Below are 24,787 nucleotides of genomic sequence, written 5' to 3'. Positions count from 1 at the left end.
TCACAATCAATAAAAATTATTTATTAAGTACATCAAGCTGTGCACTATTGAGTTTTTTTATCTTAACCCCTAGCTCATACCAATTCACCAGCTTACGATCTTCGCCTTCAAATGTTGTTTGCATATTCAAGAAACGCTTTCCTTTTTCACAAAATTCATCATCACCTAAACCGGAATAGTAAGCCATTACACATAGCATATAAAAACCTGGACTCCTAAGAGGCCTTGCAAACCTTTTATCTAACTGGCAATCAACGACATTGAAAAGTTCTGGAGACACCTTTAACTGTTGAAATAAAAAAAGATGGGTTCTGATCACAGGTCCCAATGTCATATTGGCATATGACTCAACATCACCTACAGTGTCTTCATTTAAAAAACTCGTTATTCTATTTGCATGTTCAAAGAGGTCTTTCCTTATATAGTAACTATACCCTTGCCCTCTATCCCTGATAACCACTTTCATTGACTCTGTTGGCATAACCATCTCATTAAGCGAAACCTCAATATAATCAATCATCATGGGAAGCAGGCTTTTTATATTATCATAGGCTAAATCAACTTCTCTTTTCCTTTTTTCAAACTGCAATTGTTGTTCGGAAAATGAAATAAGTTTCTTCTGATCTCTTATTATTTCATTTTGGCTATCAATAAGCTCCTGTTGATGTCCCAATGTTCTAACAACTGCATAAAGCGTGCCTAGCACCGCTGTGACACCCACCGTGCCTGATAAGTACGTAGCAAAATATGCCCAATCCTCGGGATCGGTTGATGTTGGGTTGCTGCCAAAAACTAAGATATAAGCAGCCACGAAGATGAAAGCGAAAATGGCTACCAACATACCCACCAGTTTATTCTCCATCCCAACATTCCCTTAGCAGTCACTTTCCCGCACCTTACCACACCCACCATGTAAACCACCCCACTTACACCCACCACTGCTACCACCCTCCCCCCAGCCCCCGCACGATACCTGCGTGAATTCACCCTTTTCGTTACTCGAACAGTGAACCTGCGCAGGAGCCACCATGGCACTCGATCAATACCACCACGGCGTGCGCGTTGCGGAAGTTAATGACGGCACGCGTACTATCCGCACCGTCTCAACCGCCGTCATCGGCGTGGTTTGCACCGCACCGGATGCGGACGCCACCACCTTCCCCCTCAACCAGCCCGCGCTGGTGACCAATGTGGACACCGCCATTGGCAAAGCGGGCACTCAAGGCACGCTAAAAGACACCCTCACCGGCATTGGCCAGCAGGCCAAGCCCATCATCGTCGTGGTGCGGGTAGAGGAAGGCCTAGACGACGAAACCACCACCGCCAATGTGATTGGCACCACCACCGAGCTAGGCCAGCGCACCGGGCTGCAGGCGCTGCTCACCGCCAAGCAAAAGCTGGGCGTCTCGCCGCGCATTATTGGTGTGCCTTACCTGGATACCCAGCCGGTGGCCACCGCGATGGTCTCGGTGCTGCAGCAGCTGCGCGCCTTTGGCTACGTGTACGCCCACGGCTGCGAGACCACCAGCGATGTCATCGCCTACCGCGATGAGTTTGGTGCCCGCGAACTGATGGTGCTCTGGCCCCAGTGGCAAGCGTTCGATACCGACGACGCGCAAACGCTGGATATCAGCCCCGTGGCAATCGCACTGGGCCTGCGCGCCAAGCTGGATCAAACCGTGGGCTGGCACAAAACCCTGAGTAACGTGGCGGTGAACGGCGTCACCGGCATCAGCAAAGACGTGTTCTGGGATCTACAAAGCCCCAACACCGATGCCGGGCTGCTCAATGCTGCCGATGTCACCACGCTGGTGAACCAGAACGGCTACCGCTTCTGGGGCTCGCGCACCTGCGCCGGGCCAGAAAGCCTCTTCCCCTTCGAGAACTACACCCGCACCGCCCAGATCCTCGCCGATACCGTGGCCGAAGCGCACCTGTGGGCGGTGGATCTCCCCCTGCACGCCTCATTAGCGCGAGACATCATCGAAGGCCTGAACGCCAAATTCCGCGAGCTGAAAACCCTGGGGCTGATTGTCGATGGCAGCGCCTGGCTAAACGAGGAGCTCAACACCCAAACCTCCCTCAAGGGCGGCAAGCTGCGCATCGACTACGACTACACGCCGGTACCGCCGCTGGAAGACCTCGGTTTTCAGCAGCGCATCACCGACTCCTATCTGGCCGACTTCGCCGAGCGCGTCGCGGCCACCGCCTGATTGGATTAGCGAGAGACCCCCATGGCACTCCCGAAAAAGCTCAAAGACCTCAACCTGTTCAGCAATGGTGAAAGCTGGCAGGGCATCGTCCAGTCGATCACCTTGCCCACCCTCACCCGCAAGATCGAAGAGTGGCGCGGCGGCGGCATGGACGGCGCAGTGGGTATCGATATGGGCCAAGACGGCCTGCTCACCGTGCAATGGACGGTAGGCGGGCTGGTAGAAAGCCTGTTCGACAACTTCGGCACCGCCCGCATCGACGCCGACATGCTGCGCATGACCGGCAGCTACGAGCGCGACGACATCGACGATGCCTCCTCAGTCGAGGTGGTCATGCGCGGCCGCCACACCGAGATCGATATGGGCGACGCCCAAACCGGTGAGAACACCGAGCATCAGGTCACCAGCACGCTCAGCTACTACAAGCTCACCATCGACGGCACCGAGAAAATCGAGATCGACCTGGTGAACGGCGTGTTCAAGGTCAACGGCGTCGACCGCCTCGCAGGCCGCCGCCAGCGCCTGGGTATTTAACACAGGCATTTAACCCGATCCCTTTAACCCAACACCAGGAACACCCCCATGACCAAAGCTGCCACCACTCAAGCCATCGCTGCCACCATCACGCTGGATACCCCGCTCACCCGAGGTGAGACCGAAATCACCGAGCTACGCCTGCGCAAACCCACCTCCGGCGAGCTGCGCGGTGTCTCCCTGGCCGATGTGCTGCAGATGCAAACCGATGCGCTGATCACCCTGATCCCGCGCCTCTCCAACCCATCGCTCACCGCCACCGAGGTACGCCAAATGGACCCGGCCGACCTCGTTCAATGCGGCGGTGAAATCGCCGGTTTTTTGCTGACGAAGCGGGCCAAGGGCGAGAGCGAATAAACCTCCCCAATCAGGTAGAAGACGCGATGGCGGATCTCGCCATCGTCTTCCACTGGACCCCGCAAGACTGCGCCGCCTTCACCCTGCGCGAACTCATGGCCTGGCGAGAACGAGCGCGCAAACGCAGCACCACCACAGACACCAGGAGCCAGCGTGGCCGGTAACAACCTCAAGCTGCAGGTCATTTTAAACGCCGTGGATAGGGCCACCCGCCCGCTGCGGGCCATCGACCGTGCCAGCCAGGCCGCGTCTCAGGCCATGCGTGAAAACCGCGACCGCCTAAAGCAGTTGCAGGCCACGCAGAAGAACGTCAGCTCCTTTCGCACCCTCACCCGGCAATCCACGGAAACCGCCACCGCCCTGCGGGAACAGCAAGAGCGCATTCGTCGCCTCTCGCAGCAAATGCACACCCACCAGGGCGACACCGCCGCCCTGCGCGCTGAACGGCAAAAAGCCATTACCCAAGCGCGCAGGCTCAGCCAGCGGGTAGATGAAGAACGCCAGCAGCTCCAACGGCTACGCAGCACCCTGAATGAAAACGGCGTCAGCACCGCCCACCTCTCCCGCGATCAACGCCGGCTTTCCAGCGACATCCAGCAGGCCAATACCGCCGTGGAAGAGCAGCGGCAGCGGCTCAAGCGGCTGGCCGAACAGCAGCGCAACGCCGCCCAAGCGCGTAGCCGCTACGACCGTGCCATGAGCCTACGCAGCAGCATGGCCGGTACCGGCGCAGGCATGGTGGCCAGCGGCGGTGCCGCGCTGTACGCCGGGGCACGGCTGCTGGCCCCCGGTGTTGAATACGGGGAATCCATGTCGCGGGTGCAGGCACTCACCCGCCTGGAAGGAGACGATGAACGCCTGGCAGCGCTTCGCCAGCAAGCCCGGGAGCTAGGGGCCACCACCGCCTTTAGCGCCGGGCAATCCGCCGATGCCCAAGGCTACCTGGCCATGGCCGGTTTCGACCCCGCCGCCATTCAAGCGGCCATGCCGGATATGCTCAACCTGGCACTGGCCAACCAAACGGATCTCGCCCGCACGGCGGATATCTCCTCCAACATCCTCTCCGGCTTTGGGTTAGACCCCGCCGAGATGGGCCGCGTGGGCGATGTGCTCACCGCCACCACCACGCGGGCCAACGTCGATTTAGAGATGCTCGGCGAGTCAATGAAGTACGTCGCCCCGCAAGCGCGGGCGATGAATATGTCGCTGGAGCAATCCGCCGCCATGGCCGGGCTGCTGGGCAACGTGGGTATTCAAGGCAGCCAGGCAGGCACCACCCTGCGCGCCATGGTCACCCGCTTAGCCGCCCCCACCGGGGCCGCCGCCGGTGCGCTGGCCGACCTCGGCGTGAACGCCAAAGACGCCGAAGGCAACCTGCGCGACATCCCTCGCATTCTCACTGATGTGGCAAGAGCCACCGAAGCGATGGGCAACGCCGACCGCGCCGCCTACCTAAAAGACATCTTCGGCGAAGAACCCGGCGCCGGCATGGCGGAACTGATCGCCCAGCAGGGCAGCGAAGGCATTGAGGCGTTTGTCGAGATCCTCTCCAACGCCGCTGGCGAAAACGCCCGAGTAGCCAAAACCATGGCCGACAACATCGGCGGCGACCTGAAATCGCTCAAATCGGCCTGGGATGAAGTGGGTATCTCGATCACCGAGACCAACAACGGCGCGCTGCGCGGTCTGATTCAGAACGTCACCGCCATCACCCGCGGCATCGGCCGCTGGATCAACGAAAACCCCAAGCTGGCAGGCACTCTCGCCAAAGCCGCCGCCCTGGTGGCGGTGCTGGTCGCGGCAGGTGGCGCGCTTACGCTGATGCTCGCCTCCATCCTCGGCCCCTTCGCCATGGTGCGCTTTGGCATGGCAATGCTCGGCCCGCAGGCGCTAATGGTGGGTAAAGCACTTACCTGGTTAGGCGGGGTGATTCGCGCCGTGGGTATGCTGGCCGTCGCCAACCCCATTGGTGCAGCGGTGGCCGCCATTGCCGCCGCCGCGTATCTCATCTATCGCTACTGGGAACCCATCAAAGCATTCTTCCAAGGGCTATGGCAGCAGGTAAAAACCGCGTTCGATGATGGGCTGGGGGCAGTCGCGCAGCTGCTGATGAACTGGTCGCCGCTTGGGCTGTTGTACCGAGGCATTACCACCGCGCTTTCCGCGCTGGGCGTCGAGATCCCCGCCCGCTTCACCACGCTAGGCAGCGCGGTGATTGATGGGCTGCTGGTAGGCCTGCGCAACGGCCTCGGCACCGTGCGCCAGGTGATTACCGACCTCGCCAACAGCATCGCCAACTGGTTTAAAGAGATCCTCGGCATCCACTCCCCCAGCCGCATCTTTTCGGGCTTTGGTATCAACATCATCGAAGGGCTGATCGGCGGGCTGACCGGCAAACTCGCCGACCTGCGCGACAGCGTAATGGGCATTGCCGACAACGTGCGCAGCTGGTTTGCCGACGTGCTGGATATCAACAGCCCCTCCCGCGTGTTCACCCAGCTAGGCGGCTACACGGTGGACGGCCTGAACCAGGGGCTAGACGCCCAGCGCGACGAACCTGCCAAGCGCATTCAAGAGATCGCCCGCCGCGTGAGCCGCGCCGGAGCCGGGCTGGCACTCGGGGCGGCCACCCTGCCCACCGTGGCGATGCCGAACATCGAGCAGCAAACGCCGATTCAGTTCGATAACCGGCCGCCGCTCAGCAGCCAGGCAGCGGTGCAGCACGTCGATAACTCGAGTAACCACTACCACATCACGATTAACGCTGCGCCCGGGAGCGACGCGCACGAGATCGCGAGTATCGTAGGTCGTGAGCTAGATCGGAGGGAGCGGGAGAAGGCTGCGCGGAGTCGTTCTTCTTTGCGAGATCTAGAGTAGCAATACGAGTAACTAGCACAAACATTGCATTCATCGGTATACAAATCATGAAAACTAAAACTGAAACAAAGGAAAACAGAGCAATCCAGTTTATGAGATAACTATCTCTATACGTAGCCATATCATCAGGAATCCAATTCATAATTTGCATGAAAACGACGAGGAAAGCTGAGTGGGTAATCAATAGCGCCAAAGGAACCTTATTGGTTTCTCGCACTAAGGAAATAGCTATTACGCCCATAGCAATATATAAAAAATCCCTCACTGGGACTTCTCTAATGGCTTCAAACAAAACATCATCATTGACACCTTCGAATGAATCAAGAACACCAACGCATAGAGCAATCAATAAGAATGAGAAAAAGTATTGAATATAAAAATAAATACCAAGCTTAAACCAGAACAGCCCTTCACTGTCCCCTTTTTTAAGCCGCTTCCTAATTCTGAACCTCTCAGATCTTATATTGCGCCCATGGAAAAACTTTTTTATTAATTTATTCACAGGATAACTCACGATGTTAATGGCCCTCGGCATGTTCATCTTTGAAACTCGTTCAGTTCCCTATCAAGAACTTAAGCGTATCACGGAATGGCGGCACCCCAGCCAATCCCGCGTGGGGCAGCGGCCCGCTTACCAGTTTGCAGGCCCAGGCGCGGATACCATCACCCTAAGCGGTACTCTGCTACCCACCTTCACCGGCGGCCGCTTTAGCCTGGATGAGATCCGCGAGATGGCCGACCAGGGCAACGCCTGGCCGCTGGTCGAAGGCACCGGCCGCCAGTACGGCTTATGGGTGGTCACCCGGGTGGAAGAAACCAGCTCCCACTTCTTCCGCGACGGCGCGGCGGAGAAAATCGAGTTCAACCTCACGCTCGAGCACGTTAATGATGAACGCACCGACCTGATCGGCCGCTTGGCGCTGCCCGCCGTGGCGCGATTGGCCGGGGGCTACGTATGAACGCTTACCCCAAGCCCAGCTACCGCATCACGCTGGATGGCACCGACATCACCCCACGCATCAACGGCCGCCTGATCAGCCTATCGCTACGCGAGCAGCGCGGCCTGGAAGCCGACCAACTGGATATCACCCTGGCGGATCACGACGGCCAGCTCGCCATTCCCTCACGCGGGGCCGAGCTGCAGGTGGCGTTTGGCTGGCAGGAGGAAGAGCTGGTGGATAAAGGCCGCTTTACGGTGGATGAAGTACAGCACACCGGCACGCCGGACCAGCTCACCATTCGCGCCCGCTCGGCGGATATGCGCGGCCAACTGCCCGGCAAGCGCACCCAGGGCTGGCACGATGTGACGCTGGGCGAGATCGTCACCACCATCGCAGGCCGCAACCGCCTGGAGCCGGTGGTGGCCGCCGCGCTCAACGGCATTCGTATTGGCCATATCGACCAAACCGACGAATCAGACCTGAATTTTCTCACCCGCCTGGGCGAGCGTTACGATGCCATTGCCGCCATCAAAGCCGGGCGCATGCTGTTCACCGTGGCCGGCCAAGGGCTCACCGCCAGCGGCCGCGCTATGCCCGCCATCACCCTCACCCGCCGCGACGGCGACCAGCACCGCTACAACGTGACCGACCGCGACGCCTACAGCGGCGTAAAAGCCTACTGGAACGACACGCGAGGCGCAGAGCGCCACACCGTACTGGCAGGCACGGAAGAGAACGCCAAACAGCTACGCCCCACCTACGCCACGGAAGACGACGCCCTGGCCGCCGCCCGTGCCGAATGGCAGCGCATCCAACGCGGCCTGGCAGAGTTCGAGTTAACGCTGGCTTTGGGCCGCGCCGACCTGCTGCCCGAAACCCCGCTCACGCTCGCGGGCTTCAAGCCTCAAATCGACGCCACTGCCTGGCTGGTAAGCGAGGTCACGCACTCGCTGAATGATGGGGGGTTGGGGACGGTGATTAGGTGTGAGGTAAGAGGTTAGCTTTATGCAGCTATTATCAAATTCGTCGCATTGAACTGCTCGATTATCTCAGAATCAGCTTCTAATATTTTTTGGGCTGCTGTAGATGGAGATACAGGAGCCTCGAACTTATTAAAGCTCCACATCCGGTACAATTGAACTCGTTCACTGTGGTCGGATGTTAGATAAATAAAAAACTTCGTATTTGAACGTTCAAACAAAATTTTTTCTGAACAGTAGTTCCTTACTCTCTCACACAAAGGGTCAATCTCTAGAAGTTCATTATGCAGCTTTGCCACGGATCTCGCTGAAGAGTCATGCTTGGTGTATTCCAAACGATTTATGAGATCTATCTTTTTCTTCAACTCATCAAGGAGACTTAATCTATATGCATGATTGAAAACACTTAATCCTTGAATCTCTCCCAATGTATGTGTAAGGATACTTACGTCTTTTTCGACTTTACCAGTGACTTCATTTTTTTCTTCAACTACTTTTCTAACATCCACAGCTATAGATCGCCTACCTGATTTAGCCATTTCCTGAAGCTTTGAGACAGCACCAGAAGGTAATGATTTGACCAAATCAGAAACATACTTATTTACACAACCTATCTGTTGAGCCTCTACTTCTAATTTTTTTACAATCTTACCTTTGTCATAAAAACAATCATTAACATAACCAACTCTTTCAAAGAACCGCTTTTGATTGTCATAATGAGCTACTGACTTCCTTAACTCACCTTCTGGATCAAAATCTTTAACGCATGTACTTCCAAGGAGCGACTTGATTCCATCAGTTAACTCAACAACATATCCATTTCTGTGATTTTGACCACATATATCTTTTTTCTTTTTTTCACAAAAACACTTTAAATGAGGTTCTGAATCTTTTAAGCGGTAATCTCCTATCAGTGCCACAAAATTATTGGCATTCACTGCGGTAGGGGTTTGAGTATCTACGATCTCAAGAATATCACTAGTACGCTCATAAGAATTTATATCTAATTTCTTACTCATCCCTACCCCTAGCTGTATTAGGCTCACGGATATTTTCTTAATATAACCTAGCACACAGGTAGCGCGTGAACCAATCTGGAACGGGAGGCAAATTAATACCCCCAGCCATTCCATGGCCGGGGGTATCAGTGCCGCAATCTTCTGGCGAAACAACCCTGCAACGCGTGCTTTTAGGCGACACCACCACTATGACAAATCAGCTCAGGCAATGATGTAAGCCATTGACCATAAAGCTTGTAAGCGATCTCCTACAACGCCCAGCACCTCGCCTGCCTCACCACCACCCCACGAAACTGCTTCGCGGTGATGAAGCACCCTTCTCCGCCCGTGGGCGGCAACAGGCGGCAGCGGCTGCCGACGCGCTGGGTTTTGAACAACCGGTACTCGCCCTCTACTTCCGCCACCACCAGATCCGCGTGGCCATACGAGCGGGCTTCGTCCACCACCAGCACGTCGCCTTCCATCCATGGCCCACCTGGGTGCGCCTCCTCGCTAATCTCCACCAGAAAACAGGTCGGCGGAAATTTTCGCCGGTCCATCTCCGCCACCGCCGGGTGCTCCACCCCCACCACGGCAGGCCCCAAGTAGGTCACTCGCATGCTGTTGCCCTGTGCTAGCTCCATATTCAGCGACGTATATTAGCGTTTGCCTGTCGCCTCCCTAATGTCTAATACTGTATAAACGAACAGCATTTAACAAGGGTTAAGGAGGCGACATGATCGGGTTAGTGGACTGCAACAACTTCTACGTGAGCTGCGAGCGGGTGTTCAACCCCAAGCTGAACCACCGAGCGGTGGGCATTCTCTCGAATAACGACGGCTGCATCGTCGCCCGCTCTAATGAGCTCAAAGCCCTGGGCGTGGAAATGGGCACGCCCGCCCATCATGTGCGCCATCTGGTCGAACGCGGCGAAGTGATTCTCTACTCCTCCAACTATGAGCTGTACGGTGATATGTCTCACCGGGTGCAGAGCGTGCTCGAGGAGGAGACCGCCGGCGTTGAGCCCTACTCCATTGATGAAATGTTCGTGCGCATGGATGGCTTCACGCCAGAGGCGCTGCTGGCCCACGCCAAAACCCTGCGCTGGAAAGTGCGCCGCTATACCGGCATTCCCGTGTGCGTGGGCGTAGCGGCCACCCATACCCTCGCCAAGCTCGCCAACCGCATCGCCAAAAAGCACCCCGGCTACCCCGGCGTGTGCATCCTCCACGCCGATAGCGACGAAGCCCGGCACCTGCTGGAGCAAATCGACGTGGGCGACGTGTGGGGCATTGGCCGCCGCCTGAACGAGCGGCTGCAGGTAATGGGCATCAAAACCGCCTGGGATCTGCGCGAAGCGGACGCCAAACGCCTGCGGCGCAAGTTCTCGGTGAACGTAGAGCGCACAGCGCTGGAGCTGCGCGGCATTCGCTGCCTGGAAATGAACGACCTGCACGAACCTAAACAGCGCATCATGACCAGCCGATCGTTCGGCCGCCCCACCCAGCAGCTCACCGACCTGCAAGGGGCCATCCGCCACCACGCGCAACGCGGTGCCGAAAAACTACGCCAGCAGAAAAGCCTGGCGCGTGCCGTCATGGTGTTTCTGAAAACCAACCGATTCCGGCCCGACCTGCCGCAATACTGCCCCAGCGTGGTGGTGGAACTGGAACGCCCCACCCAAGACACCCGCGAGATCCTCCACGCCGCTCAAGAGGCGCTGCGCAAAATCTACCGCCCTAACTACGCGTACAAAAAAGCCGGGGTGATGATGCTCGACCTCACCGACCAGCACCGCCAACAGCTCAGCCTGATGGACACGCCACAAACGGAAGAAGAGCGCCAACGCAGCCAAAAGCTAATGGCCACCATGGACGCTCTGAACGAGAAGATGGGAAAAGGCACGGTACGCCTGGGCCTACCAGAAAAGAACGCCCCCTGGCACCTCCGCTGCGCGAACCGCAGTCCGCGCTATACAACGCATTGGGATGAGCTGATGAAGGCGTATACGGATGAGGGGGCGGCTAAGAGGAATTTAAAGCCAAGGTAGTATTTTCACTAATTATAGAACAGAACATTTATACCGAAATGCGCGTTCAATTTCATCTAGCAAATCGTCCCTGGCGTTCAATATACCTGCTATCTCAATAGTGTAATAGTTAGGTGTGGATGCAGTGGCTTTATTATTCCCAAACGAATTAACGCCAGTGATACTTTTCTTGTGGCCTCTAAGATGATATTTCAAGGACTCCTTTTCATTACTGGAAAAGGGCAACCTATCAACCCTTCTATTTAAAGATTTAAAAGATAGCACTATTTTTGCCTCTAACGATCTATCTTTCTTACCGGCATGGTATTCGACACCATTTTCGGTTATTTCAAGCACCTGAGCAATTACCTCATCAACAGCACTTCTAAGCTCTTTCCTAAACTCTCTTTTATTATTTTGACTATTTACAACAATCCAACCAAGCACAATAAGCAGCAATGATATAAAGCTTATAAAAACCCTAAAATCATCTACGCCGTTTACATCAAAAAAATCAAGCATCCTTAGCTTCCAACATTGCATCACTTATATAGCTTTCAATCTCAGATACTAAAAAAGGATCTTCTTCAGAAACAAACTTCATTTTTTTTAAAATATCCTGCCCTTTAAAAAGGCCTGTCCTAACAAGCCCACCAAACGACTCTTCTAAAAACGAAGACCCGTAACCAAACCCACCATCAAAAATAATTTTGACATCTTCACCAGTAGCAAGGGCTGGCATTAAATGCTCATTCCTAAAAGCCTCGCCACTAAACGGTCCCTCATCTACATATCTGCCAGCAGGGAAGGGCGAAAAGTCTTTTGCTATGTTAATAACTTTCATTACGATAGCCCTATAATAAGGCGTGTTTTCAATAAGCACATTCTAGCTCCTTCTCCTTAGAACCAGAACCCATATTTTCAGGTAAAGACACTCGCCACCCTACAATAGTTCCGCTCATACTACTAGAATAGTCAATTGTTTCTGTTTCACCACCACTTTTATACCTATATCCGCCACAGTTACTTAATATAAACATTTCGCCCTCACTACAAGAGTCCACTGTTTCAACTATTTGGCGCAACCCTTTGCCACGATAAGATTTATGTGTTCTTGTAACGCTATCTATCACAGCTTCTTGAATAAGCTTAGAATCAGTTAATTTATTTCCAAGTAGATACATAAGCGATTCAATTAGACTTGGTTTTGTTTTTGGTAAGCTATCGGGAATGCCCACACCCAGATCGCAAAGCACAACTGTAAGCTGTCCATCAACCTCTTGCGAAAAAAGCCACCAAGGCTTAGTTCCCATACTAATATCAATACCGTCTCTTCTATTCCCAATATAAGCGTGCTGATTGGCATTGGTCATTGCCTCAGACATTCCCTTATAGAGCTGTATTGAAAGTGAATTAGCAATCCTACCTTTATATTTACTCAGAATATTTCCACAGTTTTCACCATTGACATTTTCACCATAAGCCGCAAGCCAACTGTAAACATCTTTTCTTTTCTCTTCGGGCGCTCGTGGAATACTGCATTTAACTAAACTTGTAAATTCTATTTTTTTAAAAACCTGTGCTACAACCTGGTCTATTGGTGCTGTTGACCTAATATCAATATAAGGAAAACGCTTTTTAAGCTGAGAAATCTCCGCATAGAGATAAATCATGCCATCAGCAACAACTTTATTAGTTTGCGAGAAATCAATCCAGATATTGACTTTCCCGTTAAGAACCAACCGTCTAATACTTTTAACAAATGAAATAAGCTTTTTTCTGGGGTCGCTCTTTACCAGAGACAAATGCTCAGGTCCAGTTAGAATAAAGTAACCACGCTTCTTTGACCTTTCCTTACTAGCTAAAGCATTTCTCTTTTTTCTTAACGCTATAGTATCTTTGGACTTTTTTAACAAATATTTCTTTTGACTGGGCGATAACTTTCTCATAAATCAAATTCCCTTTTAATTATTAGTAAATTACACAACCCGCCCAATCCGTATCTCACACCGCCCCAGAATCACCACATCGTGCATATCCTGCGGTTTGATCATTTCCGGTTGGTAGTGGTCATTGTCACTGATCAAGTACAGCGCTCCGCCCGCCAAGCGCTGCACCCGCTTAATCCGGCGCTCACCACTCACCAGCAGCAAGAACACCCCTTCCTGTTTCGGGTCGCGGTTGCTGCGATCCACCAGTACCCAGTCGCCATCGGCCAGGGTGCCGTCCATCGAATCCCCACGCACTTTGATGCCCACCACCTGGGCAGGGTCTAGCCCCTGCTCGGTCAGCTCACTGCTAGGAAAGTGAAGGGTGGTTTTGACCGGCTCGCCCTCGAAGCTACGACCAGCGCCCGCAGCAGCTTCGATGTCGTACATCTTGATGGGTGAAAGCTCTGCCGATGGTTCACTTAACGCAACCCCGAGAGGTTGAGCAGTGGCATTTACTGAACGCTGGCCTTTGAGCACGTAAAAGACATCCACACCCTCATCAGAAACGGCGGAAAGGTAGGAAGAATCAGGGCTACTGGCACCTTTTTCATATTTGATCTGGGTGGTTTTTCCTACACCCCCAATCTGCGCAAGGGCCGTCTGACTCAACCCAATCCGCTCACGTTCTTCTCTCAGGCGCTCGCCAATGCTCATTTTTATGAACCATCCTTATTGACAGGTTCATTTTTGTGAACCATTCTATTCATGTCTTTCACTTCGATACACATAGCAAAGGGAGCCACTGCCATGGCCACACCCGCTGAATCTCACTGCCACATCCCCCTGGAAGGCCACCAACAAGTGATGGCCAACAAGGTTCTTGCAGAAACCGTGGGAGAACTCGCTAAGCAAGGCTTAACAGGGGAGGAACTGCGCAAACGGGCTATCGATCTTGCCGCGGCCCTATGCGCAGGTATCCACCATGTTGCCACTACAGCTCCTTGTAATAAGCCGTCAGCTTCTTGTGAGCCGCAATGATGGCATCAGCCAGCGCTTCACCGTCCCCGGTACTCATCGCTTTGTACTCACCACCGAGATCAAAAGCACCGGTTTCACACAGCGCTAAAACGACCTCTTGGGCGGCTCTCTCCGGCTGACCCTTGGGACTAACTACACGTTGCTCAGACATTACCAAAGCCCTCCTTGGGCATCTGTAATCACAAAGGAAACCACTGCCATGGTCACCATCATTGCCACGATCATCTTGCCGCCTTCCCCCACCGTGCTGTTTCGCGGGGTGGAAGTGAACCTGAACCGCTGTTCGCCACGTACCCGCCGCACCATTGAAACGGCGCTGCGCCAGGGCACGGAGAAGCCCAACCCGCTGGCCGATCTCGAAGCGCTGGAAGAGCGCACCACCGCCCAGGCGGTGAGTCAGCTCGCTGCCACGATGCTGGCCCAAAACGCGCCGTTCGAGCAGGTGGAAGACGCCTTGTGCGAACTGCGCACCCACATGGATGAGCACTTCCTGCAGCGCAAGCTGGTGCGCTTGTACGAGCGCTAAACCGCTGCGGCCAAAGTTATTCAACCTGATACGGAAGCCTACCCCATGACCACGCCCAACGCTATTGCCCCAAAGCCAATTTATGCCCCCAAAGGCTGCACCAGCACAGTACTGACGCGCATGACCGAAGACGAACGCGCCGACCTGGAGCGCATCGCCGAGCTGGAAATGCGCTCGCTCTCGGCCACTGCTCGCATGTTGTTGCTGCGCGGCATCGCCCAGTACGACCAAGACACCCTCAATGCCGAATGACCCTGCTTGCATAAGGATGTTTGCCATGTACCAGGACCCCAAACGTGTGCGCACCCGCTACGCCGCTCTCAATTTGGATCAGTACGAGGCCCGACTGATCGATGCGCTGGTGGATTACACCGGCATCGAGCGGGCATCGCTGCTGCGCCAACTGGTGCTGAAAGAAGCCCTAGAGACGCTGGGCGTTGCGGATCTCTCACTTAGCACTGTGCCCCAGCAGGCGTCGTAAAGGCAGGGCTTTTTGAGGCCCTCAAGGAGCATTGAGGTATGGCTGACCAACCGGCACGCGGCGAACGCCTTCCGCTGAACGACCAGCTAGAGGCCGCGCTGCAGCAGGTGTGTGAACAGCAGGATTTAACCAGCCTGGACGACGCCGCCGAATGGCTACTGCGGCGGCGGCTACGTAAAGGCACCCAAGGGCTCACCGGCCGCGGCCGCGCCCTTTATCCGGTAGGGAGAAACCATTGATGTCGACCGCTTCCAAGCACCGTATGCCCTGCCCCCACTGCGGCCACAACATGCGGGTCCGCAACAGCCAGGGGCTAACACCGGTGTACCGCGAAGGGGTAGTGGAGTGCCGCAACGTGGAGTGCGGCTTTCGAGGCAAGGCGGGGTTTCAGGTGCTGCACACCCTCACCCCGAGCGATATCCCCAACGCCCGGGTGGATCTTCCGTTCGCGCCTCGCCTGATCCAGCAGATGCAATTGGACATCACCCGCCCAGCCGCCAACGACGAACGTTATGAGGGTTAAGACGATGCAGAGAGCTGCCCATCACCCAAGGCCCCCGCGGCCACCACGCCCCTTTCGGCCTGTGTGTTATGCCCGGCCGAAAGGGGGCACCCACGGCCCCGCCGGTGCCGTGAGCTAAGCCCAAGCCCAGCCCCATCCATTTGTTGAATAAGGAGGCGAGCGTGAATTCATCGCTGCGCCAGGACATTGTTGCGCGCTTAATCAGCGATTTTGAGGCGATTGAGCGCGGCCCCTACCTGCAACGGGTGCGCTGCCCGGAGTGCGGTAAGCGCGAGGCGTACATCAACGCTGACGCGCCGTGGATGCTGAAATGCGGGCGGGAAAACAACTGTGGCGCACAAATCCACATCAAAGCGCTGTTCCCGGATCTGTTCCGCTCCTGGAGCGATCGCTACAGCCCGAAAGCGAACGAAACGCCCAGTTCCACCACGCCGGTGGCCGATGGCTACCTGCGCGATGGCCGGGGCTTCGAGCTTTCCCGCATTCAGGGCTGGTACACCCAAGAGAGCTACTGGAAGCCGGAAATTGGCGGCACCGCCACCGTGCGCTTCGCCCTACCCGGCGGCGCTTACTGGGAGCGCCTGCTGGATAACCCGGAGCGCTTCGGCAAGCAGAAAGCCAATTTCGTTGGCCGCTACAAAGGCCAGTGGTGGTGCCCGCCAGCCCTCACCGCCGCTGATTTAGTAGCGGCTGAGGAAGTGTGGATTGTAGAGGGCATCTTCGATGCAATAGCCCTTTACCACCACGGCATCGCGGCGGTTTCCGCTATGAGCTGCGGCAACTACCCCGATGAGGCGTTGAACGCCCTTTCCGATGCCGCGCACCAGGCCGGTACCAGCCGCCCCACATTGGTATGGGCGCTGGATAACAACCGCGCCGGCCACAACGCTACTCATAAGCACGTAAAGCGCGCCAGGGCGGCGGGCTGGGAGTGCTACGCGGCGCAGATCCCGAACGGTGGCCACGACTGGAACGACGCCCACCAGCGCGGCGAGCTCAACGAGAAACACCAGGAAACCTACCGCTACCACGGCGACCTGCTGCTGGCCCCCACGGCCATGGCGAAGGCGCTGTTGATGTACAAGCGCCGTGAACAGCGGGAGTTCTGGTTCGAGTTCAAACGCCAGCTGTGGTGGTGGAAGCTGGACATGGACGCCTTCGACCGCGCCCTGCGCGCCGATGGGCTAGACGGCGAAGACCAGCGGCAGATCGACCCCGCCCTGCGCGATGCGGCGCTGGAGCAATCCGGCAGCGTGAAGCGCATCTGCACCTGTTTCCCCACAGCGCTGTACTACCAGGCCAACGCGGTGACCGATGAGAGCTGGTACTACTACCGCGTGGAGTTTCCCGACGGTCGCCCGCCCATCAAGAACACCTTCAGCGGCGGCCAGCTGGCCTCGGCTTCTGAGTACAAAAAGCGCCTGCTGGGCATTGCCCCCGGCGCGGTGTGGACGGGTACCAGCCAGCAGCTCGATAGCCTGCTGCAGGACCAGATCGGCAACATCAAAACCGTCGAGACCATCGACTTCATCGGCTACAGCAAGGAGCACGGCGCGTATGTGTTCGGCGATCTTGCCGTGGCCGGTGGCAAGGTGGTGCCGATCAACAGCGAGGACTTTTTCGAGCTTGGCCCCCGCCGCCAGCTGAAAACCCTCAGCCAATCCGTATCGCTGCACATCAACCCCGACCGCAAGGCGTTCAGCACTGAGTGGACGCAGCAGCTCTTGGGCGCGTATGGCTCTCGGGGCGTGGTGGCCCTGGCGTACTGGATGGGCAGCCTGCTGGCCGAGCAGATCCGCGCCGAGATGGGCAGCTTCCCGTTTTTAGAGATCGTGGGTGAAGCCGGCGCGGGTAAATCCACGCTGATCGAGTTTCTGTGGAAGCTGTGCGGCCGGCGCGATTATGAGGGTTTCGACCCCAGCAAGGCCACCATGCCCGCCCGCAGCCGTAACTTTGCCCAGGTGAGCAACCTGCCGGTGGTGCTGATCGAATCCGACCGCGAGCAGGAAGGCGGTGCCAAGCAGAAGCAGTTCGATTGGGATGAGCTGAAAACCGCCTTCAACGGCCGCTCGATCCGCGCCCGTGGCGTGAAGAACAGCGGCAACGACACCTACGAGCCGCCCTTTCGCGGCAGCATTGTGATTAGCCAGAACGCCCCGGTGCAGGCGGGCGAGGCGATTCAAACCCGTATCTGCCACCTGCATTTCACCCGGGAAGGCCAGAACAAAACCACCAAAGCGCTGGCCGAGGGGCTGGAGCGTACCGAGCTAGAGCACGTCAGCCAGTTCGCCTTGGCCGTCGCCCAACGGGAAGCCGCGCTGTTGGCCACCATCACCCAGCGCGCCCGTTTCTACGCCGACCGCTTGGCCGATGACCCGGATATCAAGGTGCTGCGCATCGCCAAGTGCCACGGCCAGCTAATGGCGTTGGTGGAGTGCCTGGGGCCGGAGGGCTTGGGGCTGTTCGACCAACAAACCATCGATATGGCCAACGGCATGGTGGAGCAGATGGCCCGCGAGCGGCAGCAATCCATCAACGCCGACCACCCGATGGTGGCCGAATTTTGGGAAGCCTTCGACTACATCGAAGGCCTGCGCGACGAGCCACAGCTGAACCACTACGGCAAGGGCAGCGAGCACATCGCCGTGAACCTTAAAGACTTCGAGCGCACCTGCGCCGAATACAAGCTGCGCACCCCCGAAATGCGCGAGCTGAAGCGCTATTTGAAGACCAGCAAGACCCGCAAGTTTATCGAATCCAACCGCACCGTGAACTCCCGCGTCCGCCTGCACGGCGGCAGCGTGAAGTGCTGGGTGTTTCAAGCATGAAGGAGCCTGTGATGACCACTCAACCCAGTATGCCCCTGGTGGTTCAGCGTATTCGTGAACGCAACCGCCAGGCGTTGGAAGCCATGATCGCCGCCGAGGCCAACCACCACTCTTATTGCGCCCAAGTAGCGGCTCAAGGCCTAACCGCGTTGAAGCGCCTGGCAGAGGTGGCCGAAGGCGATAGCCACCAGCCGCAGCACTGCCGCCGCGTACTGCTGGCCGTTTACAACAGCTACGCCTGGCCGCTGAACCTAACCAGCCTGCGCGTGCTGGATAACGACCTGCGCCGCGCCGCCCTGGCGGTGATCGAGTGGTCGGCCGTTAGCGACCGCGAGCTTCACGAGTACCTGCCGCACGGCCACGAACTGATGCAGCGCTTTGCCACCATCGAACAACAGAAGGATCAATAACCATGGCTGACAACGCCGACATCGCCGCCGACCTGATGGAGCGCCGAATGCAAGCCGCGCTAGCTAATCGCCCTGTTTGGATTGGCTTAGATCCAGCCGCCAACCCGGAGTGCGAAGACTGCGGCCACGAGATCCCCCAAGCCCGCCGCGACGCCCTGCCCTGGGTAGCCACGTGCATCGAGTGCCAAAGCATCCGCGAACAACGGGGGCGCTATGGCCGCTAACAGCCCTAAGGGCGGCCAGCTTGCCCGGCAAGCCGCCATGCTGTGCCAGGACGCACAGTTTCAGCTCTACCTCGACCGCCGCCGGCGCGCCAAGCACGGCATGACCGAGAGCCAACTGCCCGACGGCACCCACAACACCGATGACGCCCGCGACTGGCTCTGCGCTGCTTGCCAGATCCAGAGCCGGGCGGAATTAGATCACCACGTCACCGCGGCGGCCACGTTCCGCCGCATTCGCCAACGCTTCCTGAGTTGGAAGCAGCAAGGAGGTCATCAACCATGACAACGCCCACTACAGGTAACCGCCTGCTACGTAGACCGGAAGTAGAACACCGCACAAGCAAGAGCCGCTCTGCGATTTATGATGACATCAGAAAGGGTACCTTTCCGGCACCTGTGCCCGTTGGTAGAAAAAGCGTCGCCTGGCTGGAGTCTGATATCGAAGAATGGATCGCTGGCCGTATAGCGGCCAGGAGTGCCAAACGAGGAGAGTTGTAAGTCACAACGCCGCCTAGCGCGGCGTTTTATCCAAGGCTTAAAATAACGGTATAAGAAATCAAAGCGTTTCGCTCCCTTTCAAACTGAAATACACTGTTTATATTTACAGTTTAACGAAGGGGGCTTCATGGCTGATGGGGTTGAAGTTCGCGGCAACGCCGTGCGCATCTATTTCCGCTGGGAGGGGGAGCTGTGCCGCGAGCCGCTGCCTGGTGCAGCGACTGAGAAAAACATCGAACATGCGAAGCGCCTGGCGACCATCATCAACTACGAGATCGAGGCCGGCACGTTCGACTACGCCCGCCACTTTCCTGAATCCAAACGCCTGGCGGAGAACAGTTTCGGCCATTACCTGGATCTTTGGCTGGCCATCAAGAAAAACGAGCTGGCGTATTCCAGTTATCGCGGTGTGCTTTCCAAGGCTGAAACCCACGTTAGGCCAAAGTGGGGCGAGGCGCAGGCGGATGCGATCGACCACATCGAGCTGCAGTCGTGGATTCAAAAGGAGCTCTCGGCCACGCTGGCCAATAAGACGATCAAAGAGATCGTTAGCATCATGCGGCAAACTTTCCGGCTTTATGCCACGCGCAATAAGAAGTCGTTCGACCCCACCAGCGGCATCACCATTCGCTTGCCGGATGATGAAGATCCCGACCCTTTCACGCGCAGCGAGATCAAGCTGATCCTTGACACGCCAACGACACGCGAGCAGGAGCTGAACCTGATCAAGTTCGCCCTGTTCGATGGGCCACGCATTTCAGAGGCGCAGGCGCTTGCCTGGGAAGACATACTGGATGTGGATAAGGGGATTATTCGCTATCGGCGGGCGGTCGTGCGCGGGCGTTTCAAGGTGACGAAAACCAAGCGATCTACCCGAGTGCATCACCTGCTCAAACCTGCCCGGGAGGCGTTGCAAGCGCAGTATGCCATCACTAGCAAGCTAGAGCCGCGTGTTTACGAGGTGGTCGATCGGGATAACCGGACGGTGCGAAAAGAGAAGCTACGCCTGGTGTTTTTGAATTCCCGTAACAATGAGCCATTCTACGAGAACGCCATTCGCGAGCGCTTCTGGAAAACCCACCTTAAACGCGCTGGCGTTCGTTATCGTGGCCCCAACCAGTGCCGGCACACGTTCATCAGCCAGTTGCTTTCCCTCGGCGTGGTGCCGCTGCACTGGATCTCCAACCACGTTGGCCACGCCACGATCACCATGATTCAGCGCCGCTACGGTAAATGGATACGCAGCGACGGCCCTGACATCCCAGCGCTCATCGAGAAGCAGCTAGACCTGTAGCATTCCCAGGCTTGTTCCCAAAACCGATCCCAAGGCCCAGAAACGACGAAGGGGAATCAACATAAGATGTTGATTCCCCTTCTATATTTCGTGGCGGAGAGGGAGGGATTCGAACCCTCGAAGCCTTTCGACTTACACACTTTCCAGGCGTGCTCCTTCGACCACTCGGACACCTCTCCACATTGTTGCTCTGCCGTCGGGCGCTGCCTTTCTCAACAGAACGGCGCGTATTCTATGGCCTAAGCCGTGAAATAGCAAGCCTTTTCCTGATTAGGCATTGGGCAGCACGGCGTAGCGTCCGTGGGCTTCTAAACAGAGTGCATCACCGCAGTAGAGCTGATGGGTCAATTCGATACTGCCTTTGCCTCGCTCGTTGAGTTTGTCGGCAAGCTGGACAGGGCCCTCCGGATGGCTGGGCGTGCAGATGAGGCGATAGTCCCTTGTGACCGGAGCAAGAAACCGTTGGTCGGCCTCGGCGACCACCACGTCTTGCGCTCTGCCCTGCTGACGAAGCCACAGAGTGACCCAACACCAGCCTTGCAGCGTGGTTTGCGCGGTCAGTGCTCCGCCGAAGCCAGTGCCTTTGTCATTGAGATTAGGCGTAAGCGCCAGTTGCCACGTGAGCGCGCCATTGGCTTGACTCATATGGGTAATACCCAGCGCCTCTACCATAGGGATGGCGGCCTCTAGCCAACGTTGGAAAGCCTGAAGATCCTCCTCCCCGTCTGGTAACGGCAAACGAGGGTATGGCATACCCGGCTGACGCGTATGGCGCATGTTGCTCTCCTTCATCGCTAGGCGGCGTGCATTAGCGCCAGTGCTCGACGAAACTTGCCGCGTCGTGCTTTGGCACGGGTTTGTGACGTCCGCCCAGGCTGCCGAGGTAGATGAACGCCACGACCTCGTCCTCCTCATCGAGCCCAAGACCTTTACGCACCACCGGATCGAAAGCGTACTTACCGCTGCGCCACATGGCTCCCAGGCCCAACGCGTGGGCAGCCAGCAGAATGCCGTGAGCCGCACAGCCAGCAGAGATCACCTGCTCCATTTTGGGTACTTTGGGAATATCCGGGGTGACCTTGGCAATCACGGCAATGATCATTGGCGCGCGCAACGGCTTTTTACGCGCGGCATCGAGCGTATCATCGCTGACGCTGGGGTCTTCCTGAAACTCCGCTTCGGCAAACAGCTCGCCTAGGCGCTCCCGGCCTTCGCCAGTAAACTCGATGAAGCGCCACGGGCGCAGTTCTTTGTGGTCAGGGGCACGCAGGGCCGCCTGATAAATGGCGCTGAGCTGATCGGCGTTAGGGGCAGGCTCGGCGAGCTTGCCCATGGAACTACGTTCGTGAAGCAGCGTGAGTGCGTCCATGAAGACTCCTATCCATTGAGGTGAGCGTTACTGGCGCGCCAAGCGCAGTGGGCTGGGAGGGGCAAGGCCCGGTGTGGCGCGCCAAGGGCTGATGTCCAAGCCGCCGCGTCGCACGTAGCGCGCCAACACCAGCAGCTCTTCCGGCTTCGCCTGCTGCATTAAATCAGTGAAGATATGCTCGACGCAGTGCTCGTGAAAATCCTGGTGCTGCCGGTAGCCAATCAGGTAGCGCAGTAGCCCTTCTCGGTCGAGCTTGGGGCCTTTATAGCGAATCAAGACGCTTCCCCAATCCGGCTGACCAGTCACCGGGCAATTGGATTTTAGCAGATGCGAATGCAGCGTCTCCTCGACGATCTCATCACTGATAGCAAGGTGCATGGCACTCGGGGTGTAATCGCTCACCTCGATATCCAGGTCGTCCAGGCACTCACCCGGCAGTCGCTTGGGCGCGAGTTCACCGTCATCAACGCCCAACAGCTCGACGCTAACGCTGGCACCAGCAGCGCGGCTCAGGTCGTGTACCAACGTCTCCTCCACCTCGGTTTGGCTAGCAAAGCGCGTTTGGTTGAGACTGTTGAGATAGAGCTTCCAAGATTTGGACTCGATGAGATTCGGCGAGCTGGCGGGTAAGCGAAAACGCGCCACCGCGACGATGGGTTTACCGCGCGCATTGAGCCAAGAGACCTCGAAGGCATGCCACTCGTCTTCACCGACGAACGGCAGCGTACGCTCGTCGATGCCCAGCGGCGCACGGTTGGCTGCGCGAGGAATGGGGTATAGAAGCCCCGCGTCGTACTGCTCCGGGTAAGTGGAGTCGCGCCCCAAGGGCGCGTGTTCTAAGGTATCGGGGCGATGTGTCATGGACACTCTCTCAGTCGTGCGATGTCAATGAAGGCATGTCGGTGGGCGGCCGTTACCACCCATTAGCTGCGAATGCCTTTGCCGCGCTCTAGCATGGTCAGCGCGACCATGAATAGCACGATGATAAAGGCAAAAATAGCGGCCAGTGCCCAGCCTACCGGAATATCGGAAACGCCCAAAAAGCCGTAGCGAAAGACGTTCACCATATACAAGATCGGGTTGAGCATCGATACGCCCTGCCAGAAATCCGGCAGCATCGAAATCGAGTAGAACACGCCACCCAAATAGGTCAATGGGGTCAGAATGAACGTCGGCACGATAGAGATATCGTCGAATTTATTCGCCAGCAGCGCGTTGATAAATCCGCCAATGGAGAACAGCGCCGAGGTCAGCACCACGACCAGTATCGTCAATAGCGGATGTTCGACCGTCAAACGGGTGAAGAACAGCGATACCAGAGTAACGATCAACCCCACGCCCAACCCCCGCGCCATGCCGCCGAGTATGAACCCGGAGAGAATCACGCCGTTGGGCATGGGTGACACCATCATCTCTTCGATGGAGCGTTGAAACTTGTTGGAGAAGAAGCTGGACGCCACGTTGGAGTAACTGTTGGTGATCACCGACATCATGATCAGTCCTGGCACGATGAAGTCCATATAGCTGAAGCCGTCCATATCACCAATGCGCGACCCGATCAGGTTACCAAAAATGATGAAATACATGGCCATGGTAATCGACGGCGGCAGCAGGGTTTGCGGCCAGATACGGGTAAAACGCTTGATCTCTTTGAGCACCAACGTCCAAAGGGCCACCAGAGTTTGCATGATATTCACGCGCTGGCCTCCTGTTGCTCACGCTGATCGATGGCCTGCTGGCTGCTCTCTACCATGGAAACGAACATCTCCTCTAGGCGGTTGGCACGGTTACGCATGGAGACCACCTGAATCCCCTGCGCACTCAGCGCACTGAACACATCGTTCAGCTGCTGGCCACGGTGAATGACCAGCGCCAACTGGGACGGCTCGATCTGCTGTAGCTCGAATCCTTCGATGGCAGGCACGCGTGTCAACGGTTCGGCAAGATCCAAGAGGAAAGTCTCGGTGTCCAGCTCCGCCAACAGCTCGCGCACGCTGGTATTCCGTACGATCTCACCGTGGTTGATGATGGCGATATTGCGACACAGGCTCTCGGCCTCTTCGAGATAGTGCGTCGTCAGGATGATCGTCGTGCCCTCATCGCGGTTGATGCGGCGCATGTACTCCCACATGCTGCGGCGGAGTTCGATATCGACGCCCGCCGTGGGCTCGTCGAGAATCAGCAGTTTGGGACGATGCATCAACGCGCGGGCAATCATCAGGCGGCGCTTCATGCCCCCCGAGAGCATCCGCGCACTACCGTTGCGTTTTTCCCACAGCCCTAGATCGGTCAATAGCTGCTTGGCGCGGGGCAGCGCTTCACTGCGCTTCATACCGTAATAGCCTGCCTGAGCCAGCACGATATCCAGCACCTTCTCGAACTGGTTGAAGTTGAACTCTTGAGGCACCACGCCGAGCTGATACTTCGCCTTGGCGAAATCCTTGTCGATGTCGATCCCAAAAATCGACACCTTGCCCGCCGTTTTCTGCACTAGCGAACACACGACGCCTAGGGTGGTGGACTTTCCTGCGCCGTTGGGGCCCAACAGCGCAAAAAAATCGCCCTGCTGGACGTCTAGATCGATACCTTTTAACGCTTGAAAGCCGTTGCCATACGCTTTGGTAAGGCCACGGATCGACAATGCCGGTTCGGCCATGAACATGTCCTGTCAGCAAGTGGGGAAGCATAAAGCGATAAGAGTAAGATATCGGGGCACGCGTATATTTTTTCAAGTTA

Annotated in this window: 31 protein-coding genes and 1 tRNA gene; 18 read left to right on the top strand and 14 right to left on the bottom strand. The window is 56.6% G+C overall.

From position 1 onward, the window contains the following. Window positions 1-16: 16 nt before the first annotated feature. Window positions 17-862, bottom strand: coding sequence for a hypothetical protein (locus FRH_RS11550; RefSeq protein WP_281996893.1), 846 nt, complete (start codon window positions 860-862; stop codon window positions 17-19). Between the two features lie 166 nt (window positions 863-1,028). Between FRH_RS11550 and FRH_RS11545 the strand changes: the two genes are divergently transcribed. From FRH_RS11545 to FRH_RS11515, 6 genes are all read left to right on the top strand, one after another. Then, a complete protein-coding gene (locus tag FRH_RS11545; RefSeq protein ID WP_281996892.1) occupies window positions 1,029-2,213 on the top strand; it encodes a phage tail sheath protein in 1,185 nt (394 codons plus the stop codon). Between the two features lie 21 nt (window positions 2,214-2,234). Then, on the top strand, window positions 2,235-2,747 hold the full coding sequence (locus FRH_RS11540) for a phage major tail tube protein (RefSeq protein ID WP_044627860.1): 513 nt from the start codon (window positions 2,235-2,237) through the stop codon (window positions 2,745-2,747). Window positions 2,748-2,795: 48 nt separating this feature from the next. After that, complete coding sequence (locus tag FRH_RS11535; RefSeq protein WP_281996891.1) at window positions 2,796-3,104, top strand: phage tail assembly protein; 309 nt, start codon at window positions 2,796-2,798, stop codon at window positions 3,102-3,104. A gap of 153 nt (window positions 3,105-3,257) precedes the next feature. Further along, window positions 3,258-5,981 carry a phage tail tape measure protein gene (locus tag FRH_RS11525; protein ID WP_281996890.1) on the top strand — a complete coding sequence of 908 codons (2,724 nt, stop codon included), beginning with the start codon at window positions 3,258-3,260 and terminating at the stop codon, window positions 5,979-5,981. A gap of 515 nt (window positions 5,982-6,496) precedes the next feature. Further along, a complete protein-coding gene (locus tag FRH_RS11520; protein ID WP_281996889.1) occupies window positions 6,497-6,940 on the top strand; it encodes a phage tail protein in 444 nt (147 codons plus the stop codon). Further along, window positions 6,937-7,923: a phage late control D family protein gene (locus FRH_RS11515; protein WP_281996888.1), complete on the top strand. Its 987-nt coding sequence runs from the start codon at window positions 6,937-6,939 to the stop codon at window positions 7,921-7,923. Before FRH_RS11520 ends, FRH_RS11515 begins: the two co-directional genes overlap by 4 nt. Window positions 7,924-7,925: 2 nt before the next feature. On the opposite strand, the gene FRH_RS11510 is transcribed toward FRH_RS11515, so the two are convergent. Further along, entirely contained in the window at window positions 7,926-8,921 is a 996-nt protein-coding gene (locus FRH_RS11510) for a hypothetical protein (protein WP_281996887.1), read from the bottom strand. 248 nt (window positions 8,922-9,169) lie between these two features. Continuing rightward, a complete protein-coding gene (locus tag FRH_RS11505; RefSeq protein ID WP_139525400.1) occupies window positions 9,170-9,520 on the bottom strand; it encodes a hypothetical protein in 351 nt (116 codons plus the stop codon). Between the two features lie 116 nt (window positions 9,521-9,636). On the opposite strand from FRH_RS11505, the gene FRH_RS11500 reads away from it, so the two are divergent. Next, window positions 9,637-10,950, top strand: a complete 1,314-nt coding sequence (locus FRH_RS11500; protein ID WP_281996886.1) for a Y-family DNA polymerase — start codon at window positions 9,637-9,639, stop codon at window positions 10,948-10,950. A 12-nt stretch (window positions 10,951-10,962) separates the two neighbouring features. Here the strand turns inward: FRH_RS11500 and FRH_RS11495 are convergent, their stop codons facing one another. The 5 genes from FRH_RS11495 to FRH_RS11475 all read right to left on the bottom strand — a co-directional run bounded on the left by FRH_RS11495 (window position 10,963) and on the right by FRH_RS11475 (window position 14,049). Continuing rightward, a complete protein-coding gene (locus FRH_RS11495; RefSeq protein ID WP_281996885.1) occupies window positions 10,963-11,451 on the bottom strand; it encodes a hypothetical protein in 489 nt (162 codons plus the stop codon). Continuing rightward, window positions 11,444-11,812, bottom strand: a complete 369-nt coding sequence (locus FRH_RS11490) for an STAS-like domain-containing protein (protein ID WP_281996884.1) — start codon at window positions 11,810-11,812, stop codon at window positions 11,444-11,446. Before FRH_RS11490 ends, FRH_RS11495 begins: the two co-directional genes overlap by 8 nt. Continuing rightward, window positions 11,802-12,878: a hypothetical protein gene (locus FRH_RS11485; protein ID WP_281996883.1), complete on the bottom strand. Its 1,077-nt coding sequence runs from the start codon at window positions 12,876-12,878 to the stop codon at window positions 11,802-11,804. The genes FRH_RS11490 and FRH_RS11485 overlap by 11 nt, the downstream gene beginning before the upstream one ends. Before the next feature lie 30 nt (window positions 12,879-12,908). Next, window positions 12,909-13,574: a LexA family transcriptional regulator gene (locus FRH_RS11480; RefSeq protein WP_281996882.1), complete on the bottom strand. Its 666-nt coding sequence runs from the start codon at window positions 13,572-13,574 to the stop codon at window positions 12,909-12,911. Between the two features lie 277 nt (window positions 13,575-13,851). Beyond that, window positions 13,852-14,049 carry a hypothetical protein gene (locus FRH_RS11475; protein WP_281996881.1) on the bottom strand — a complete coding sequence of 66 codons (198 nt, stop codon included), beginning with the start codon at window positions 14,047-14,049 and terminating at the stop codon, window positions 13,852-13,854. 48 nt (window positions 14,050-14,097) lie between these two features. On the opposite strand from FRH_RS11475, the gene FRH_RS11470 reads away from it, so the two are divergent. The 11 genes from FRH_RS11470 to FRH_RS11420 all read left to right on the top strand — a co-directional run bounded on the left by FRH_RS11470 (window position 14,098) and on the right by FRH_RS11420 (window position 20,682). Beyond that, complete coding sequence (locus FRH_RS11470) at window positions 14,098-14,424, top strand: hypothetical protein (protein ID WP_281996880.1); 327 nt, start codon at window positions 14,098-14,100, stop codon at window positions 14,422-14,424. A gap of 45 nt (window positions 14,425-14,469) precedes the next feature. Next, the gene (locus FRH_RS11465) at window positions 14,470-14,676 is read left to right on the top strand and encodes a hypothetical protein (protein ID WP_281996879.1); all 207 of its coding nucleotides are present in this window, start codon (window positions 14,470-14,472) and stop codon (window positions 14,674-14,676) included. Window positions 14,677-14,701: 25 nt separating this feature from the next. Then, window positions 14,702-14,905: a hypothetical protein gene (locus tag FRH_RS11460; protein ID WP_044627875.1), complete on the top strand. Its 204-nt coding sequence runs from the start codon at window positions 14,702-14,704 to the stop codon at window positions 14,903-14,905. Window positions 14,906-14,943: 38 nt separating this feature from the next. After that, window positions 14,944-15,144, top strand: coding sequence for a hypothetical protein (locus FRH_RS11455; RefSeq protein ID WP_239296065.1), 201 nt, complete (start codon window positions 14,944-14,946; stop codon window positions 15,142-15,144). Continuing rightward, on the top strand, window positions 15,144-15,428 hold the full coding sequence (locus FRH_RS11450) for an ogr/Delta-like zinc finger family protein (RefSeq protein ID WP_219863131.1): 285 nt from the start codon (window positions 15,144-15,146) through the stop codon (window positions 15,426-15,428). Before FRH_RS11455 ends, FRH_RS11450 begins: the two co-directional genes overlap by 1 nt. Window positions 15,429-15,589: 161 nt before the next feature. Then, the gene (locus tag FRH_RS11445) at window positions 15,590-18,256 is read left to right on the top strand and encodes a toprim domain-containing protein (protein WP_281996878.1); all 2,667 of its coding nucleotides are present in this window, start codon (window positions 15,590-15,592) and stop codon (window positions 18,254-18,256) included. A gap of 11 nt (window positions 18,257-18,267) precedes the next feature. Continuing rightward, entirely contained in the window at window positions 18,268-18,666 is a 399-nt protein-coding gene (locus tag FRH_RS11440; RefSeq protein ID WP_281996877.1) for a hypothetical protein, read from the top strand. Between the two features lie 2 nt (window positions 18,667-18,668). Further along, window positions 18,669-18,890, top strand: a complete 222-nt coding sequence (locus FRH_RS11435; protein WP_281996876.1) for a TraR/DksA family transcriptional regulator — start codon at window positions 18,669-18,671, stop codon at window positions 18,888-18,890. After that, the gene (locus tag FRH_RS11430; RefSeq protein WP_281996875.1) at window positions 18,880-19,173 is read left to right on the top strand and encodes a hypothetical protein; all 294 of its coding nucleotides are present in this window, start codon (window positions 18,880-18,882) and stop codon (window positions 19,171-19,173) included. Before FRH_RS11435 ends, FRH_RS11430 begins: the two co-directional genes overlap by 11 nt. Next, complete coding sequence (locus tag FRH_RS11425; protein WP_281996874.1) at window positions 19,170-19,388, top strand: AlpA family transcriptional regulator; 219 nt, start codon at window positions 19,170-19,172, stop codon at window positions 19,386-19,388. Before FRH_RS11430 ends, FRH_RS11425 begins: the two co-directional genes overlap by 4 nt. A gap of 127 nt (window positions 19,389-19,515) precedes the next feature. After that, window positions 19,516-20,682 (top strand): DUF3596 domain-containing protein, encoded by a 1,167-nt coding sequence (locus tag FRH_RS11420; protein WP_281996873.1) that lies wholly within the window; start codon window positions 19,516-19,518, stop codon window positions 20,680-20,682. 91 nt (window positions 20,683-20,773) lie between these two features. Here FRH_RS11420 and FRH_RS11415 read toward each other — a convergent pair. From FRH_RS11415 to FRH_RS11390, 6 genes are all read right to left on the bottom strand, one after another. Next, window positions 20,774-20,861 (bottom strand) — tRNA-Ser (locus FRH_RS11415). Window positions 20,862-20,952: 91 nt separating this feature from the next. Further along, complete coding sequence (locus tag FRH_RS11410; RefSeq protein WP_139525502.1) at window positions 20,953-21,459, bottom strand: YiiD C-terminal domain-containing protein; 507 nt, start codon at window positions 21,457-21,459, stop codon at window positions 20,953-20,955. 31 nt (window positions 21,460-21,490) lie between these two features. Next, window positions 21,491-22,051 (bottom strand): nitroreductase family protein, encoded by a 561-nt coding sequence (locus FRH_RS11405; RefSeq protein WP_139525501.1) that lies wholly within the window; start codon window positions 22,049-22,051, stop codon window positions 21,491-21,493. A 27-nt stretch (window positions 22,052-22,078) separates the two neighbouring features. Next, a complete protein-coding gene (gene queF / locus FRH_RS11400) occupies window positions 22,079-22,912 on the bottom strand; it encodes an NADPH-dependent 7-cyano-7-deazaguanine reductase QueF (RefSeq protein ID WP_139525500.1) in 834 nt (277 codons plus the stop codon). A gap of 62 nt (window positions 22,913-22,974) precedes the next feature. Next, on the bottom strand, window positions 22,975-23,748 hold the full coding sequence (locus FRH_RS11395) for an ABC transporter permease (RefSeq protein WP_139525499.1): 774 nt from the start codon (window positions 23,746-23,748) through the stop codon (window positions 22,975-22,977). Continuing rightward, on the bottom strand, window positions 23,745-24,707 hold the full coding sequence (locus FRH_RS11390; protein WP_139525498.1) for an ABC transporter ATP-binding protein: 963 nt from the start codon (window positions 24,705-24,707) through the stop codon (window positions 23,745-23,747). The genes FRH_RS11395 and FRH_RS11390 overlap by 4 nt, the downstream gene beginning before the upstream one ends. Window positions 24,708-24,787 lie beyond the last annotated feature (80 nt).

Source organism: Halomonas sp. A020 (assembly GCF_027943625.1).
Classification (GTDB): domain Bacteria; phylum Pseudomonadota; class Gammaproteobacteria; order Pseudomonadales; family Halomonadaceae; genus Vreelandella; species Vreelandella piezotolerans.
This window is presented reverse-complemented; position numbering and strand designations above follow the sequence as displayed.

What these genes read in the sequence shown, in the direction of transcription:
- FRH_RS11425 (WP_281996874.1), top strand. Translation starts at nt 19,170, where the DNA reads ATGACAACGCCCACTACAGGTAACCGCCTGCTACGTAGACCGGAAGTA.
- FRH_RS11550 (WP_281996893.1), bottom strand. Translation starts at nt 862, where the DNA reads ATGGAGAATAAACTGGTGGGTATGTTGGTAGCCATTTTCGCTTTCATC.
- FRH_RS11485 (WP_281996883.1), bottom strand. Translation starts at nt 12,878, where the DNA reads ATGAGAAAGTTATCGCCCAGTCAAAAGAAATATTTGTTAAAAAAGTCC.
- FRH_RS11495 (WP_281996885.1), bottom strand. Translation starts at nt 11,451, where the DNA reads ATGCTTGATTTTTTTGATGTAAACGGCGTAGATGATTTTAGGGTTTTT.
- FRH_RS11500 (WP_281996886.1), top strand. Translation starts at nt 9,637, where the DNA reads ATGATCGGGTTAGTGGACTGCAACAACTTCTACGTGAGCTGCGAGCGG.
- queF (WP_139525500.1), bottom strand. Translation starts at nt 22,912, where the DNA reads ATGACACATCGCCCCGATACCTTAGAACACGCGCCCTTGGGGCGCGAC.
- FRH_RS11475 (WP_281996881.1), bottom strand. Translation starts at nt 14,049, where the DNA reads ATGTCTGAGCAACGTGTAGTTAGTCCCAAGGGTCAGCCGGAGAGAGCC.
- FRH_RS11510 (WP_281996887.1), bottom strand. Translation starts at nt 8,921, where the DNA reads ATGAGTAAGAAATTAGATATAAATTCTTATGAGCGTACTAGTGATATT.
- FRH_RS11435 (WP_281996876.1), top strand. Translation starts at nt 18,669, where the DNA reads ATGGCTGACAACGCCGACATCGCCGCCGACCTGATGGAGCGCCGAATG.
- FRH_RS11520 (WP_281996889.1), top strand. Translation starts at nt 6,497, where the DNA reads ATGTTAATGGCCCTCGGCATGTTCATCTTTGAAACTCGTTCAGTTCCC.
- FRH_RS11470 (WP_281996880.1), top strand. Translation starts at nt 14,098, where the DNA reads ATGGTCACCATCATTGCCACGATCATCTTGCCGCCTTCCCCCACCGTG.
- FRH_RS11535 (WP_281996891.1), top strand. Translation starts at nt 2,796, where the DNA reads ATGACCAAAGCTGCCACCACTCAAGCCATCGCTGCCACCATCACGCTG.
- FRH_RS11480 (WP_281996882.1), bottom strand. Translation starts at nt 13,574, where the DNA reads ATGAGCATTGGCGAGCGCCTGAGAGAAGAACGTGAGCGGATTGGGTTG.
- FRH_RS11505 (WP_139525400.1), bottom strand. Translation starts at nt 9,520, where the DNA reads ATGCGAGTGACCTACTTGGGGCCTGCCGTGGTGGGGGTGGAGCACCCG.
- FRH_RS11390 (WP_139525498.1), bottom strand. Translation starts at nt 24,707, where the DNA reads ATGGCCGAACCGGCATTGTCGATCCGTGGCCTTACCAAAGCGTATGGC.
- FRH_RS11460 (WP_044627875.1), top strand. Translation starts at nt 14,702, where the DNA reads ATGTACCAGGACCCCAAACGTGTGCGCACCCGCTACGCCGCTCTCAAT.
- FRH_RS11540 (WP_044627860.1), top strand. Translation starts at nt 2,235, where the DNA reads ATGGCACTCCCGAAAAAGCTCAAAGACCTCAACCTGTTCAGCAATGGT.
- FRH_RS11515 (WP_281996888.1), top strand. Translation starts at nt 6,937, where the DNA reads ATGAACGCTTACCCCAAGCCCAGCTACCGCATCACGCTGGATGGCACC.
- FRH_RS11420 (WP_281996873.1), top strand. Translation starts at nt 19,516, where the DNA reads ATGGCTGATGGGGTTGAAGTTCGCGGCAACGCCGTGCGCATCTATTTC.
- FRH_RS11465 (WP_281996879.1), top strand. Translation starts at nt 14,470, where the DNA reads ATGACCACGCCCAACGCTATTGCCCCAAAGCCAATTTATGCCCCCAAA.
- FRH_RS11405 (WP_139525501.1), bottom strand. Translation starts at nt 22,051, where the DNA reads ATGGACGCACTCACGCTGCTTCACGAACGTAGTTCCATGGGCAAGCTC.
- FRH_RS11450 (WP_219863131.1), top strand. Translation starts at nt 15,144, where the DNA reads ATGTCGACCGCTTCCAAGCACCGTATGCCCTGCCCCCACTGCGGCCAC.
- FRH_RS11410 (WP_139525502.1), bottom strand. Translation starts at nt 21,459, where the DNA reads ATGCGCCATACGCGTCAGCCGGGTATGCCATACCCTCGTTTGCCGTTA.
- FRH_RS11455 (WP_239296065.1), top strand. Translation starts at nt 14,944, where the DNA reads ATGGCTGACCAACCGGCACGCGGCGAACGCCTTCCGCTGAACGACCAG.
- FRH_RS11545 (WP_281996892.1), top strand. Translation starts at nt 1,029, where the DNA reads ATGGCACTCGATCAATACCACCACGGCGTGCGCGTTGCGGAAGTTAAT.
- FRH_RS11430 (WP_281996875.1), top strand. Translation starts at nt 18,880, where the DNA reads ATGGCCGCTAACAGCCCTAAGGGCGGCCAGCTTGCCCGGCAAGCCGCC.
- FRH_RS11440 (WP_281996877.1), top strand. Translation starts at nt 18,268, where the DNA reads ATGACCACTCAACCCAGTATGCCCCTGGTGGTTCAGCGTATTCGTGAA.